This is a genomic window from Streptomyces sp. Tek67B01 (assembly GCF_055231995.1).
This window is the reverse complement of sequence record NZ_JBUYUY010000001.1, coordinates 2,547,581-2,562,100: the sequence shown is the minus strand read 5'-3', so window position 1 is coordinate 2,562,100 and position 14,520 is coordinate 2,547,581. Positions and strand designations below refer to the sequence as shown.

The following is a 14,520-nucleotide window of genomic DNA, read 5'->3' as shown; positions in this document are numbered from 1 at the left end:
CGTGCCGCCCGCCGATCCCGTACGGGACCTCGTCGCGCTGCTGCGGGGCGCGGGGCTCGACCCGTCCGCCGAGGAGCTCGCCGACGCGCTGTGGCTCGCCGGGCGGACCGGGGTGCCGACCGGGGCGCCCGCCGACGCGGACGACCCGGTCCGGGAGCCCGGACCGGGACCGGGACGGCGGGAGGGTACGGAGCGGGAGGCCCCGCACGCCGAGGAACCCGGACGGGAGGAACCCGAACCGGAGGACCCGGTACGGCTGTACGCCACGAGAACGGGCGGTTCGGCGGACGCCGACGCGGACCTCCCGGCCGGCGGCGGGGTACCGGTCCGGGTGCCCGGCGCGGCGGCGCTGCCCCGCATCCTGGAGATCCAGCGGGCCCTGCGCGCCCTCCAGCGGCACCGCCCGCCCGGGCCGCCCACCCGGACCGTGCTCGACGAGGGCGCGACCGCCGAGGCCAGCGCCCGGGCCCTCGGGCTGGTCATCCCCGTGTTCCGGCCGGAGAGCCGGCGCGAGGCGACCGTACGCCTGGTCATGGACGCGTCGCCGTCGATGGCGGTGTGGCAGGACATGTTCGAGGAACTGCGGTCCGTCTGCGAACGGCTGGGGGCCTTCCGCGACGTCCAGGTCTCCTACCTGCACCGACTGGCGGACGGCACCGCCGCCGTCGGCCGGGGGCCGCGTCCCGCCGCGGGACTGCGCTCCGGCGACCAAGTGCGCGACCCCACCGGCCGGGCGCTGACGATGGTGGTCTCCGACTGCGCGGGGCCCGTGTGGCGCGAGGGTCGGGCGCAGCGGCTGCTGTACCGGTGGGCCGAGTGCACCCCCTGCGTGGTGGTGCAGCCGCTGCCGCAGCGCCTGTGGAGCCGTAGCCGGCTGCCGACGGAGCGCGGGGTGCTCTCCCGCACGGAGGTCGGCCCTCGGAAGCTGGACTTCCGCCCGGACCGGCCGCCCAGGAGCGGCCGGCCCACCGGAGGGCTGACCGTGCCCGTGCTCCCGCCGAACGCCGGCGCGCTCGGCGCTTGGGCCCGCCTCGTGGCCGGGCTGGGCGCCGGCCCCGTACCGGCCGAGGTCGGGCGGGTCCTGGCCCGCCACCCCGCCGGGCCCCAGCCCTCGCCCCTGGCGGCGCGGCCGCCGCGCGAACTGGTCCGACGCTTCCGCTCCTCGGCCGCGCCCGACGCGGTGCAGCTCGCCCTGTACTTGGCGGCGACCCCCCTCACGCTCCCCGTGATGCGGCTCGTGCAACGCACGATGCTGCCCGACTCCGAGCCCTCCGACCTCGCGGAGGTGCTGCTCAGCGGATTGCTGCGGCGCGCGCCGGACGCCGGGTGGTACGAGTTCGTCCCCGGGGTGCAGGACGTGCTGCTGGGACCCCTCGGCCGGGACGAGGCGGCACTGGTGCTCAAGCACTGCTCCGCGTACGTCCGGGCCCACTTCGGGCGGGGCGTACGGAACTTCCCCGCGCTCGCCGTCTCGCAGCTGACCGGCGCGCCCCTGGAGCCCGACGCGGAACGGGTGCCCGCCGGGCGGCTCCCGCAAGCCTTCGCCCAGGTCTCCGCGAAGGTCGTGCGCCGCTACCTGCCCGGGCCGCCGCCCGACGGGCCGCAGACCGAGCCGCCGCCCGCCGCGCCCGCCAGGGAGTGGGCCGTGCGGACGGCCAGGGCCCGGATCGCCGAGGGCGGACGCAGCGGTCTGTACGAGGCCGTCACCCTGCTGCGCCGGGCCGTGACGGCGCCCCCCGGCCCCGCCGACCCGGCGCAAGAGGCCGAGGTCGAGCTCGCGGAGGCGCTGCTGCGCCTGTGGGCGCTCCAGCGGGACCCGGAGCTGCTCGCGGAGGCGGAGCGGACCGTGGCCGCGCCGGGCACCCCGCGGGCCCGGGCCGCGCTGGGCCGGGTGCTGTACGAGCGGGCCCTGGCCGGGGACACACCCGACCCCGACCTCCTGGAGGCGGCCGAGCGGGAGTTCGCGGCGGTCGGGGCGGCGCCCGGCGCGGACCGGGAGCTGCGGCTCGACTGCGTCGTACGGCGGGCCCGGGCCCTGGTCCGGTTGGGCGAGCTGCGCGGCGACCCGGCGCCGCTGCGGGAGGCACGGGTCGCGCTGGAGGCCGCCGGAGAGGCCGCCGGGGAGGACGAGGCGGGGGTCGGCGCGGCCCTCGGACGGGTCCTGCTCGCACTGCTGCCCCATACCGCGGACCCGGCGGAACGCACCGCCCTCGCCGAACTGGCCGTGGAGCGCCTGGAGGTGGACCCGGAGGCCGGCCCCGAGGACCGGGCCCGGGCCCGGGTGGAGCGGGCCACGGCGCTGCGGTACCTGCCCGCGCGGCTGGAGGAGGCGGCCGCGCAGTCGACCCGGGCCCTGCGGGAGGTCGAGGAGGCCGCCGGGGAGCCGCGGTTGCGGCTCGCGGCGCTGGTGTGCCTCGCGCGGGTGCACCGGGCCCGGTACGCGCGGGACGGGGACCCGGCGGCCCTGGACGACGCGGCGGCGGCGTACGAGCGGGCCCGCAGGCTGCTGTCCCGCGACGGGGACGCCTACGGGGAACTGCTGCCCGAGTGGGGCGACGTCCTCCTGGATCGGGCGTCGGCCGCCGACGCCGACGGGCGGCGGTACGCGTCCACCGCCGTACGCGTGCTGCGCGAGAGCCGGGCGGCGGTCCCCCAGTCGGACCCCCGCGCGGCGCGGCGGCTGCTGCGGCTGGCGGCGGGGCTGCGCCTGCGACACTCCTACGAGGGCGACCTGGTGGACCTGAGGGAGGCCGAGCACCTGCTGGAGCTGGCCGCACGGCAGAGCCGCGGCCCGCTGGAGCAGGCGCGGGCCTGGCGGGAGCACGGCGACGTGCAGCAGGAGATCCACGCCCACACGCGCGGCGTGGACCGGCTCGACCGGGCCGCCGACTCCTACCGCAGGGCCTGGCGGGCGGCCCTGTCCGCGGGCGGCGACGACCTGGAGCGGGTGGCGGTGGAACTGGCCGCGCGGGTGCAGGAGCTGCGCGGCGAGGTGCTGGAGCGACTGGAGCGGCCCCGGGGGGCGCTGGAGGCCTACCGGGCGGCGCTGGAGCTGTGGCTGCGGGCCGGCGCCGCGGAAGCTCGCGCGTCCAGGGTGGTGGAGCGGATTCGCGCACTGGAGGCGGGCCCGTGAACGGACGGTGGTACCGCCGCGGCCCGCACCGGTCGTTTCCGGCGGGCGCGGGAGGGGAAAGGGCAGTTGACCATTCGGGCAAGAGGGGGACGGGCCACTCATGGTGACTCAGGATCAGCAGGTCTCGACCGCCGGGCGGGAGTGTGGCGCGCGGTTGCCGGACCTGTCCGGACTGGATCTGGCCGAGCTGCGCGGGATCGGGCACCCGGTGCTCGCCGAGGTGATCGAAGGCCTGGTCGAGCGGGTCACGCACCCCGCCGAGATACTCAACGCCTTCGACTCAGGGGTGGTGTGAGCGGGCGGAGTTGACCACTTTCCGCCGTTAGTCCGGCTCGTCCGAAGGGCAGGGATGGACCGTCCGCCGGGGTACCTCCGGGGAGGCGGCGGGGGAGGGAGGCGCAGGCCGATGACGCAAGCGATCACGAGCGACGCCGTGCTGCCCGAAGCGATCACGAACGACGTCGCGCTGCCCGCTCGACGGCCGGCGGGAGCGGGCGCCGGCGACCCGCACGCCCTCCACGCGCCGTGGCCCTACGCCCGGCTCGACGTGGCCGCCCTGCGCGCCGCCGGCCACCGGCCCTCACCCGTAAGGCAGTTCGTCCTCAAGACCCACAGCCGCTGCAACCTCGCCTGTACCTACTGCTACGTCTACGAGATGGCCGACCAGTCCTGGCGCGACCGTCCCGCCGTGATGTCCGCCGGCACCGTCCGCCGCGCCGCCGAGCGGATAGCCGAGCACGCCGCCGCCCACCGGCTGACCCGCGTCGACCTCGTCCTGCACGGCGGCGAGCCGCTGCTCACCGGCCCCGCCGCGCTCGCCGCGCCCGTCGAGGCGGTACGGGCCGCCGTACCCCCCGGCACCCGGGTCACCGCGACCGTCCAGACCAACGCCACCCTGCTCACCCCGGGCCGCCTCGACGCGCTCGCCGCCGCCGGCATCCGGGTCGGCGTCAGCCTCGACGGCGGGCTGCCCGCGCACAACACCCGCCGCGCCGACCACGCCGGGCGCCCCGGTTTCGGGGCCGCCGCGCGCGGGCTGCGGCTCCTCGCTCGCCACCCGGAGAGCTACGCGGGCGTGCTCTGCGTCGTCGACCTCGCGCAGGACCCCGTCGAGGTGTACGAGTCACTGCTCGACTTCGCCCCGCCGACCATCGGCCTGCTGCTCCCGCTGGCCAACTGGGGTGACCCGCCGCCCGGCCACGGCCCGCGGGCGACCCCGTACGCCGACTGGCTGCTCGCCGTCTTCGAACGCTGGTGGCACGACGGGGAACGCCGCACCCGCGTACGGATATTCGAGGAGATCATCGCCCTGCTGCTCGGGCTGCCCACCGCCACCGAAACCCTGGGCCTCGCCCCCGCCACCACCGCCGTCATCGAGACGGACGGCGCCATCGAACAGGCCGACTCGCTGAAATCCGCCTACGAGGGCGCCGCCGCGACCGGCCTCCACATCGACACCGACGGCTTCGACCGGCTCCTGGACCACCCCGGCTTCGCCGCCCGCCAGCTCGGACGGGACGCCCTGGCCGCCGCCTGCCGCGCCTGCGAACTCGTCGACGTGTGCGGCGGCGGCCACTACCCCCACCGCTACCGCGCCGGCGAGGGGTTCCGCGGGCCGTCCGTGTACTGCGCCGACCTCCAGGTCCTCATCCGGCACATCGCGCGGGCCCTGCACACGGCCGCCGTCACCGGGCGGGCCGCCTCATGAGCGAAGCCCCGGCCGTCTTCGCCCCGTTCACCGTGGGCCTGTCCACCCTGCGCGCCCTCGCCTCCACCGAACCCTCCCCGGAAGGCACCCGGCTCGTACGCGACGTACGCCGCTCCAAGCGGCTGCTCCTGCTCCGGGCCGTCCTCGGCCGGGCCACGGGGGCCGAGGCCGCCGAGCACTGGGCGCTGCTGGAGGAAGCCGAACGGCACGACCCCGGCGCGGTGCGGGACGTACTGCACTACCCGGCCACCGGCGTGTGGGCCGAGGAAACCCTGCGCCGACTGCACGCGCCCGACGGGCCCCCCGCCGACCTCGGACACCTCGGGGCGCTCGCGGCCGCCGCCGCGCTGCGCGCCGGGATCACCTTCAAGGTCACCCTGCGCCCCGTGGGCGGCCGGCTCGTCCTGCCGACCCTCGGGCTGCTGCGGCCCGACCGGCCCGGCCCCTTCGCCGTCACCGAACGGTCCTGGGCCGGCGCCCCCGACCCCCTCCCGCTGCACGCCCTGCCCGACGGCCGCACCGCCCTCGACGACCTCGACCCCTACCGGGCCCCGGCCCGCGACGAACCCGCCCAGGTGCGCCCCGCCCGGCGGCTCACGCCCAAGGGGCACAAGCGCTGGGACACCCAGTGGTCCGGCGCCCTCACCCTGTTGCGGCGCTACGACTCCACCCGCGCGGACGAGGTCGGCCGGCTGCTGCGCTCGGTCGTCCCCCTGGCCGGCGGCTCCCGCTCCAGCGGCGCGACCCTTCCCGCGGCCGCCGGATCGGTCCTGGCCCGGGCACAGGCCCCGCCCGCCCTGGCCGCCACCTTGGTCCACGAGGTCCAGCACGGGAAGCTGACCGCCCTCACCGACGTGCTGACCCTGCACACCGCCGACCGCACACCCCGCCACTGGGCCCCCTGGCGCGGCGACCCCCGGCCCCTCGACGGGCTGCTCCACGGCGCGTACGCCCACCTGGCCCTCGCCGGCTACTGGCAGCGCGCCGCCCTCTACGGGGCACGCGGCGCGTGGGCCCGGCACGCCCGGCTGCGCGCCCAGGTCGCGGCCGTCCTGCCCGCCATCCGCGCCCATCCGCGACTGACCGCCACCGGGGTCGAGTTCACCGACGCGATGGCCGCCGCCGAGCGGGCCATGGACGAACTCCCGCCCCCCGGGGACCAGCACGCCACCGCCCGCCGGACCCTGGAGCGCGAACGCCGCGCCTGGTGCGAGAAGCACCCCGAACTCGCCGATTTCGCGGGGTGCTGAGGGGCTCTGACGGGCCGTCCGTTGCGGTACCTTTTCAACCCCGTCCACCGCCCGGTTTCAGGGAGACGGCCGCATGACCACCGGTATTCGGCAGGACCGTGACGGAGCGGCGCAGCCGCCACAGCGCTTCGTCATCAGCTTCGCGGGATTCAACCGACCCTGGGCCGTGTGGATCGCCCACCGCCTGGAGGAACACGGCCACCGCGTCGCACTCCAGCGCTGGGACCCGCAGACCAGCCCGGGGATCACCGAAGCCCTCGACGACCTGGCCCGGGCCGGCGGCAAGGTCCTCCTCATCCTCAGCGAGCGGTACTTCTCCGCGGGCACCCACACCGAGGAGTCGTGGAACGCGGCCCTGCGCACCGTCACCGAACACCACCCCGACCTGTTCGCCGCCGTCTGCCTCACCGACGCCCCGCTGCCGAGCGCCGTGGCCGCCCTGGAGAAGACCGACCTGTGGGGCCTGGACGCCTACGAGGCCGAGTACCGGGTGCTGCGCCGGCTGGAGCTGCCCACCGACCGGATCGGCATCGAGAGCGGACGCCGGGGCCCCCGCTTCCCCAACGACCCGCCCGAGATCTGGGGCCGGGTACCGCGCCGCAACCCGCGCTTCACCGGCCGCAACGACGTCATCGGCCGGCTGCGCTCCGCCCTCACCGAGGCACCGCCCGGCGCCTCCACCGTCACCCTGCTCGGCCTGTCCGGCGTGGGCAAGACGCAGGTCGCCACCGAGTACGCCTACCGCTTCGCCTCCGAGTACGACGTGGTGTGGTGGGTCCCGGCGGAGGACCGGCCCACCCTGCGCGAACGGCTCGCGGACCTGGCGCCCGCGCTCGGCCTGCCCCCCGGCGCGGGCAGCTACGGCGAGCAGATCCGAGCCGTGCTGGAAGCGCTGCGGCGCGGCAACCCGTACTACCGCTGGCTGCTCGTCTTCGACGGCTGCGACAACCCCGACGACCTCACCGACCTGCTGCCCTCCGGCGCGGGCGACGTGATCATCACCTCCCGCAACCGCGAATGGGCCGCCCGCCACACCAGTCTCGTCGAAGTCCCCCTGTACGCGCGCCCCGAGTCCGTCACCTTCATCCGCCGCCGCGCCGGGCGGCTCACCGGAGCCGAGGCCGACCAGCTCGCCGAGGCCCTGGAGGACTACCCCCTCGCCCTCGACCAGACCGCCGGCTGGCTCGCCGACTCGCCCATCGGCGTCGGCGAGTACCTGAACCTGCTGCAACGCAGACTCGACTCCCACGAGGCCGTCACCCTCTCCGACGACTACCCGCTGCCCTTCCCCACCGCGCTGGCCATACTCCTGAACAACGTGCGGGAGAACTACCCCGACGCCCTCGCGCTGCTGCGGCTGTTCGTCTTCTTCGCCCCCGGTCGGGTACCGCTGCGGCTGCTGAACGAGTTCCCCGCGGACGACGTGCCCGAACAGCTCGCCGGACTGATCAACGACCAGATCCGGTGGAACGCCGCCCTGAACAAACTCGTCCAGTTCTCCGTCGTACGGCTGGAGTACTCGGACCTGGCCGTCGAGGAGGGCGGCGGCCTGGAGACCGTCCAACTGCACCGGATGGTCCACAACATCGTCCGCGGCGACCTCGGGGAGGAGGAGTCCGAGCAACTGTCCCGCGTCGTGCGCCAGGTCCTCGCCGCGGCCGACCCCGGCCGGCCGTCCGACTCCCGGCTCTGGCCCCGCTACGCCGAACTCATCCCGCACCTGGAACCCGCCGGGGTCCTGCGCAGCTCCAACCCGCGCATCCAGAACTTCCTGCTGAACTGCCTGAGCTACCTGCTGCGCGCCGGCGAGTACCGCACCTGCCTGCGGCTGGCCGAGGAGACCGACGGCATCTGGCGGTCCGTGCTCGGCGAGGACCACGACCAGGTCCGCGAGCTCAGCTACCACTACAGCGGCGCCCTGCGGATGCTCGGCCACTTCCGCCAGGCCGAAGCCCTCTCCAAGGCGCGGGCGGACCGGCTGGTGACCGAACGCGGCCCCCGCGACCTCGAATCCCTGCGCGCCACCAGCTCCTACGCCGGGGTGCTGCTCAGCACCGCGAAGTTCGAGGAGGCCCGAGAGCTGCTCGAACACGCCTTCACCAGCTACCGCGAGCTGCTCGGCGAGGACGACGCCATCACCCTCGCCGCACAGAACAACGTCGCCGTCGCCCTGCGCCTCCTCGGCCGCTACCAGGAGGCGTACGACACCGACCTCGACACCCTGCGGCGTCGCGAACGGGTCCTGCGGGTGCGGCACATCGCCACCCTCTCGTCCGGGATCGGCTGCGCGATGGGCCTGCGCCTCATGGGTCGCTACCGGGAGGCCCTGGGCCGCCAGGAACAGGGCCTCAAGATCAACGCCCAGGTCCTCGGCACCAACCACCCGCAGACCCTGCGCGCCGAGCACAACCTGGGCCTGTGCCTGCGCCGTTCCGGAGACATCCCCGGCGCGGGGGCCCGGCTGCGCAGCGTGCTGGAGCGCTCGACCCGGGTGTTCGGCGCGGAGTTCCCCTGGACGCTGATGGTCGCCTCCGACTACGCGACCTACCTGCGGGAGTACGGCGACGTGGACGAGGCCCGCCGGATCTCGGAGGACGTCGTCCGGGGCTACCAGTCGCAGCTGGGCCTGGCCCACCCGTACAGCATCGGCACGGTCGGCAACCTCGGGCTGGTGCTGCGGGCGCAGGGCGAGCGGGCGGAGGCGCTGAACCTGGCGGAGCAGGCACTGGTGGGGATGCGGGGCGCGCTGGGGGACCTGCACCCGTGGACGCTGGGCTGCGCGCTGAACGCCGCCGGACACCGGAACATCACCGGGCACCTGGAGGACGCGGTGGACCTGAGCCGGGAGACGCTGCGGGGGGCGGAGCAGGTGCTGGGGCCGGACCACCCGATGACGCTGAGCGCGCAGATCGCGCTGGCGGCGGACCTTAGGGCGGTACGGGAGGACGCGGAGGCCGCGAAGCACGAGGACGCGGGCCTGAAGGCACTGACGCGCACCCTGGGAGCCCAGCACGTCCACACGGTCTCGGCCCGCCAACAAACCCGCCCGTACTGGGACTTCGAACCCCAGCCGTAACTCTGGCCGGGCAGACTCAGCCTCGCCGGTGAGGCTGGATGTGGTCGGCGGAGCCGGAATGGGCCGAAGGCCCGGTCCCCATCCGGGGGCCGGGCCTTCGGGCTTGGGGTCGGTCGCGGCGGTTACGCCTCGAAGACCTCGTTCAGCAGGAGCTGCTGCTCCGCCTGGTGGCGCTTCGCGGAACCCACCGCCGGGGACGAGCCGTGCGGGCGCGAGACGCGCCGCAGCCGCTCGCCTGCCGGGATGTCCGCGCCGACCGCCAGGTCGAGGTGGTCGATCAGGTTCAGCGCGATGAACGGCCACGCACCCTGGTTCGCCGGCTCCTCCTGCGCCCAGATGTACTTCGCCGCGTTCGGGAACTTGGCGATCTCGGCCTGGAGCTCCGCACCCGGCAGCGGGTACAGCCGCTCGATGCGGATGATCGCCGTGTCCGTGATGCCGCGCTTCTCCCGCTCGGCCTCCAGGTCGTAGTAGACCTTGCCCGCGCAGAAGACGACCTTGCGGACCGCGTTCGGGTCCACCGTGCCGTCGCCGATGACCGGACGGAACGAGCCGCTCGTGAACTCCTCCGCCTTGGACGCCGCCGCCTTCAGACGCAGCATCGACTTCGGCGTGAAGACGATCAGCGGCTTGTGGTGCGGGTTGTGGACCTGCCAGCGCAGCAGGTGGAAGTAGTTCGACGGCAGGGTCGGCATCGCGACCGTCATGTTGTCCTGCGCGCACATCTGCAGGAAGCGCTCCGGACGCGCGGACGAGTGGTCCGGGCCCTGGCCCTCGTAGCCGTGCGGCAGCAGCAGCGTGACGCCGGAGGTCTGGCCCCACTTCTGCTCGGCCGAGGAGATGAACTCGTCGACGACGGTCTGCGCGCCGTTGACGAAGTCACCGAACTGGGCCTCCCAGAGGACCAGCGCGTCCGGACGGGCCAGCGAGTAGCCGTACTCGAAGCCCATCGCCGCGTACTCGGAGAGCAGCGAGTCGTAGACGTTGTAGCGGGCCTGGTCGTCCGACAGGTACTGCAGCGGGGTGTAGTCCTCGCCCGTCTCCCGGTCGATGAGGACCGCGTGACGCTGGCCGAACGTGCCGCGGCGGGAGTCCTGGCCCGACAGCCGGACCGGGGTGCCCTCCATCAGCAGCGAACCGAAGGCGAGGGTCTCGCCCATGCCCCAGTCGATCGTGCCCTCGTCGATCATCGCGGCGCGGCGCTGGAGCTGCGGCAGCAGACGCGGGTGGACGGTGACGTTCTCCGGGATGTTGACCTGCGCCTCGGCGATGCGCTTGACGACCTCCTGGGAGACCGCGGTGTTCACCGGAACCGGGAACTGCGCGTGGGCTACCGGGGCCGGGGTGCCGATCGCCGGCTGCGTGGCGGCCTCGCGGACCTCCGCGAAGACCTTCTCCAGCTGGCCCTGGAAGTCCTGGAGCGCCTGCTCGGCCTCTTCCAGCGTGATGTCGCCACGACCGATGAGGGACTCGGTGTAGAGCTTGCGCACCGAGCGCTTCTTGTCGATCAGGTCGTACATCAGCGGCTGGGTGAACGCCGGGTTGTCGGACTCGTTGTGGCCGCGACGGCGGTAGCAGATGAGGTCGATGACCACGTCCTTGTTGAACGCCTGACGGAACTCGAAGGCGAGCCGCGCGACGCGGACCACGGCCTCCGGGTCGTCACCGTTCACGTGGAAGATCGGCGCCTCGATCATGCGGGCCACGTCGGTCGCGTACATGGACGAACGCGAGGACTCCGGGGCGGCGGTGAAGCCGACCTGGTTGTTGATGACGACGTGGACGGTGCCGCCGGTGCGGTAGCCGCGCAGCTGCGACATGTTGAGCGTCTCGGCGACGACACCCTGGCCGGCGAAGGCCGCGTCGCCGTGCAGGGCCAGGGGCAGGACCGTGAAGTCCGTGCCGCCCTTGTTGATGACGTCCTGCTTGGCGCGGGCGACACCCTCCAGGACCGGGTCGACCGCCTCCAGGTGCGAGGGGTTGGCGACGAGCGAGACCTTGATCTGCTCCCCGTCCAGGCCGGTGAAGGTGCCCTCGGCGCCCAGGTGGTACTTGACGTCGCCGGAACCGTGCATGGACTTCGGGTCGAGGTTGCCCTCGAACTCGCGGAAGATCTGCGCGTAGGACTTGCCGACGATGTTCGCGAGGACGTTCAGACGGCCTCGGTGGGCCATGCCGATGACGACCTCTTCGAGGCGGGCCTCGGCGGCCGAGTCGATGACGGCGTCCAGCAGCGGGATGACGGACTCGCCGCCCTCCAGGGAGAAGCGCTTCTGGCCGACGTACTTCGTCTGGAGGAACGTCTCGAAGGCCTCCGCCGCGTTCAGGCGGCGCAGGATGCGCAGTTGCTCCTCGCGCTCCGGCTTGGAGTGCGGGCGCTCGATGCGGTCCTGGATCCACTTGCGCTGCTTCGGGTCCTGGATGTGCATGAACTCGACGCCGGTGGTGCGGCAGTACGAGTCGCGCAGCACACCGAGGATGTCGCGCAGCTTCATCATGGACTTGCCGGAGAAGCCGCCGACCGCGAACTCGCGCTCCAGGTCCCACAGGGTGAGACCGTGCTCGGTGATGTCGAGGTCGGGGTGCTTGCGCTGCTTGTACTCCAGCGGGTCGGTGTCGGCCATGACGTGGCCGCGGACCCGGTAGGAGTGGATCAGCTCGAAGACGCGGGCGGCCTTGGTGACGTCGTCGTCGTGCGAGGCGTCGATGTCCCGGTTCCAGCGGACCGGCTCGTACGGGATGCGCAGCGCCTCGAAGACGTCGTCGTAGAAGCCGTCTTCGCCGAGCAGCAGGTTGGCGACGATGCGCAGGAACTCGCCGGAGGCCGCGCCCTGGATGACCCGGTGGTCGTAGGTCGAGGTCAGGGTCATGACCTTGGAGATGCCCAGCTTGTTCAGGGTGTCCTGCGAGGTGCCCTGGAACTCGGCGGGGTAGTCCATCGAGCCGACGCCCATGATGACCGACTGACCGGGCATCAGGCGCGGCACGGAGTGGACGGTGCCCAGGCCGCCGGGGTTGGTCAGCGAGACGGTGACGCCGGTGAAGTCGTCCATCGTCAGCTTGCCGACGCGGGCGCGGCGGACGATGTCCTCGTACGCCTGCCAGAACTCGAAGAAGTTGAGCGTCTCGGCCTTCTTGATGCCGGCCACGACGAGCTGTCGGTCGCCGTTGGCCTTCACCAGGTCGATCGCGAGGCCGAAGTTCACGTGCTCCGGCTTGACCAGGGTCGGCTTGCCGTCCTTCTCCGCGAAGGAGTAGTTCATGGACGGCATGGCCTTGATGGCCTGCACCATGGCGTAGCCGATGAGGTGCGTGAAGGAGATCTTCCCGCCCCGGGCGCGCTTGAGGTGGTTGTTGATGACGATGCGGTTGTCGAACAGCAGCTTCACCGGGACGGCGCGGACGGACGTGGCCGTCGGGACGTCCAGCGAGGCGTTCATGTTCTTGGCTACGGCGGCGGCGGGACCGCGGAGCGTCACCAGCTCGGGCCCGGCGGGGGCCTCGGTGGTGGGCGCGGACTTCTGCGGGGCAACCGGAGCGGCCTGAGGGGAAGGCGCGGCCGGTGCGGCGGCCGGGGCCTGGGAGGTGACAGTCACAGCAGGGGCACCAGAGGGGGTGGCAGGAGCAGGGGCAGGAGCTGACACGGGCTTGGCGGCGGCAGGGGCTCCGGCGGAACCGGCGCCCGCGGCCGGGGGTGCGGCGCTCGCCGCCCCCGTGGCGGCTGCGACGTCGGCCCGCGGGACCTCGGCGGTGACGGTGGCGGCGGCCTGTGCGGAGGCGCCGTCCGTCGTCGTGGACTTCTCGGGACCATCGGCCTTCACGGGAGCGGGAGCGCCCCCCGGCTTGTAGTCGGCGAAGAAGTCCCACCAGGCCCGGTCGACCGAGTTGGGGTCCTGGAGGTACTGCTGATAGATCTCGTCGACGAGCCACTCGTTGGCACCGAAGCCTGAGGCAGGGGTCTTCCCGCCCTCTGCTGCTTCGGTCGTGGTGCTCGGGTTACTGGGGGACTGTGGCGACACGGCGGCAACCGCCCTCTTCCGCTTCACAAGGTATGGACAGCGGGAATAAAGGCTACGCCTCCCGGACGGGGTGATGCAGGCCGGGCGGGAGTTACGTCGCGCAGGTCACATCGAACGGCGGGTTTCATCGCCGGGAATGGCGGGAAACAAGCGTGGTTCGGGTAGGGGGCACCCAGGTTGCGGCCCCCTTGGCTACGCACCCCTTACGACCCCCGCCGGGTGTGGCCGAGATCATGTCTTTTCCCACTCGAACCCTACGTCAACGCGACGCCTGCGAGCTTCCCGGAAGCGTGACGAGGATGCGGCAGCCCCGTGACGATTCGGCCACGCGGATGTCCCCTCCGTGCAGGCCCACGGCCCAGCGGGCGATCGCCAGGCCCAGGCCCGTACCGCCGTCGCCGCCGCCGGCGCTGCCCCGGTTGAAACGCTCGAAGACCCTGTGGCGTTCCTCTTCCGGGATTCCGGGGCCTTCGTCCCGGACCTCGACCACGAGGCTCCCGGGCGCGTCACCGGCCCGGGCACGGACCGTGACCCGGCCGTGCGGGGGGCTGTGTTTGACCGCGTTGTCGATCAGATTCGCCACCACCTGGTGCAGCCGCTCCGCGTCCGCGTACGCGGACAGGCCCGAGGGGTGCACGTCGAGGTGGAGGTGGACGTCGTTGCGGGTGTGGCCGCCCGAGCCGGTGGCCAGCCCCGGCCGGCCCGCCGCCGCCAGCCCCGACTCCTTGAGCACGCCCGACAGGTACGGCCACACCTCGAAGCGGCGTGCCCGCAGCGGCACCACCCCGTTGTCGACCCGCGACAGGTCCAGCAGGGTCTCCACGAGACGACCGAGCCGCTCGGTCTGCTTGAGCGCCGTCCGCATGGTCTCCGGATCGGCCTGCGAGACCCCGTCCACCACGTTCTCCAGCACCGCGCGCAGCGCCGCGATCGGCGTGCGCAGCTCGTGCGAGACATTGGCGACGAGCTCCTTGCGGTGGCGGTCCACGGCCTCCAGGTCGTCCGCCATCAAGTTGATCGTCGAGGCCAGGTCGCCCAGCTCGTCGCGGCGCCCCGCCCCGCGCACCCGGCGTGTGTAGTCCCCGCGGGAGATCGCCCGGGCCACCCGCGTCATGTCGTCCAGCGGCGCCGTGAGGCCGTGGGCCACGAACTGCGTGATCAGCATCGAGGCGATCACCGAGAACACGGTGATGAACCGCAGCTCGGTGGCGGTGCGCAGGGCCACCATCAGCAGCCCCGTGGTGATGAACACCGACACCACGACGAGCACGCCCAGCTTCGTCTTGATCGAGAACGGCGAGAACGGGCGCAGCCCACCCGCGCGGTCACCGGCT

At 73.6% G+C, this 14,520-nt stretch carries 7 protein-coding genes; 5 read left to right on the top strand and 2 right to left on the bottom strand.

What is annotated here, in order from left to right; translation table 11 throughout:
- The first annotated feature begins 1 nt into the window (after position 1).
- From ACV7NM_RS11230 to fxsT, 5 genes are all read left to right on the top strand, one after another.
- Positions 2-3,133, top strand: coding sequence for an SAV_2336 N-terminal domain-related protein (locus ACV7NM_RS11230; RefSeq protein ID WP_463410167.1), 3,132 nt, complete (start codon positions 2-4; stop codon positions 3,131-3,133).
- Positions 3,134-3,233: 100 nt separating this feature from the next.
- Complete coding sequence (gene fxsA, locus ACV7NM_RS11225; protein WP_136215069.1) at positions 3,234-3,428, top strand: FxSxx-COOH cyclophane-containing RiPP peptide; 195 nt, start codon at positions 3,234-3,236, stop codon at positions 3,426-3,428.
- A 111-nt stretch (positions 3,429-3,539) separates the two neighbouring features.
- Complete coding sequence (locus ACV7NM_RS11220; RefSeq protein WP_463410166.1) at positions 3,540-4,841, top strand: FxsB family cyclophane-forming radical SAM/SPASM peptide maturase; 1,302 nt, start codon at positions 3,540-3,542, stop codon at positions 4,839-4,841.
- Positions 4,838-6,091, top strand: a complete 1,254-nt coding sequence (locus ACV7NM_RS11215; protein WP_463410165.1) for an aKG-HExxH-type peptide beta-hydroxylase — start codon at positions 4,838-4,840, stop codon at positions 6,089-6,091. Before ACV7NM_RS11220 ends, ACV7NM_RS11215 begins: the two co-directional genes overlap by 4 nt.
- Positions 6,092-6,164: 73 nt before the next feature.
- Positions 6,165-9,167, top strand: coding sequence for an FxSxx-COOH system tetratricopeptide repeat protein (gene fxsT, locus ACV7NM_RS11210; protein WP_463410164.1), 3,003 nt, complete (start codon positions 6,165-6,167; stop codon positions 9,165-9,167).
- Positions 9,168-9,289: 122 nt separating this feature from the next.
- Here fxsT and ACV7NM_RS11205 read toward each other — a convergent pair whose 3' ends face one another.
- Both ACV7NM_RS11205 and ACV7NM_RS11200 read right to left on the bottom strand, forming a co-directional pair.
- On the bottom strand, positions 9,290-13,186 hold the full coding sequence (locus ACV7NM_RS11205) for a multifunctional oxoglutarate decarboxylase/oxoglutarate dehydrogenase thiamine pyrophosphate-binding subunit/dihydrolipoyllysine-residue succinyltransferase subunit (RefSeq protein WP_463410163.1): 3,897 nt from the start codon (positions 13,184-13,186) through the stop codon (positions 9,290-9,292).
- 259 nt (positions 13,187-13,445) lie between these two features.
- Positions 13,446-14,498 carry a HAMP domain-containing sensor histidine kinase gene (locus ACV7NM_RS11200; RefSeq protein ID WP_463413896.1) on the bottom strand — a complete coding sequence of 351 codons (1,053 nt, stop codon included), beginning with the start codon at positions 14,496-14,498 and terminating at the stop codon, positions 13,446-13,448.
- Positions 14,499-14,520: the final 22 nt, after the last annotated feature.

Coding starts and splice junctions, on each gene's coding strand:
- fxsA (WP_136215069.1), top strand. CDS start 3,234: ATGGTGACTCAGGATCAGCAGGTCTCGACCGCCGGGCGGGAGTGTGGC.
- ACV7NM_RS11220 (WP_463410166.1), top strand. CDS start 3,540: ATGACGCAAGCGATCACGAGCGACGCCGTGCTGCCCGAAGCGATCACG.
- ACV7NM_RS11215 (WP_463410165.1), top strand. CDS start 4,838: ATGAGCGAAGCCCCGGCCGTCTTCGCCCCGTTCACCGTGGGCCTGTCC.
- fxsT (WP_463410164.1), top strand. CDS start 6,165: ATGACCACCGGTATTCGGCAGGACCGTGACGGAGCGGCGCAGCCGCCA.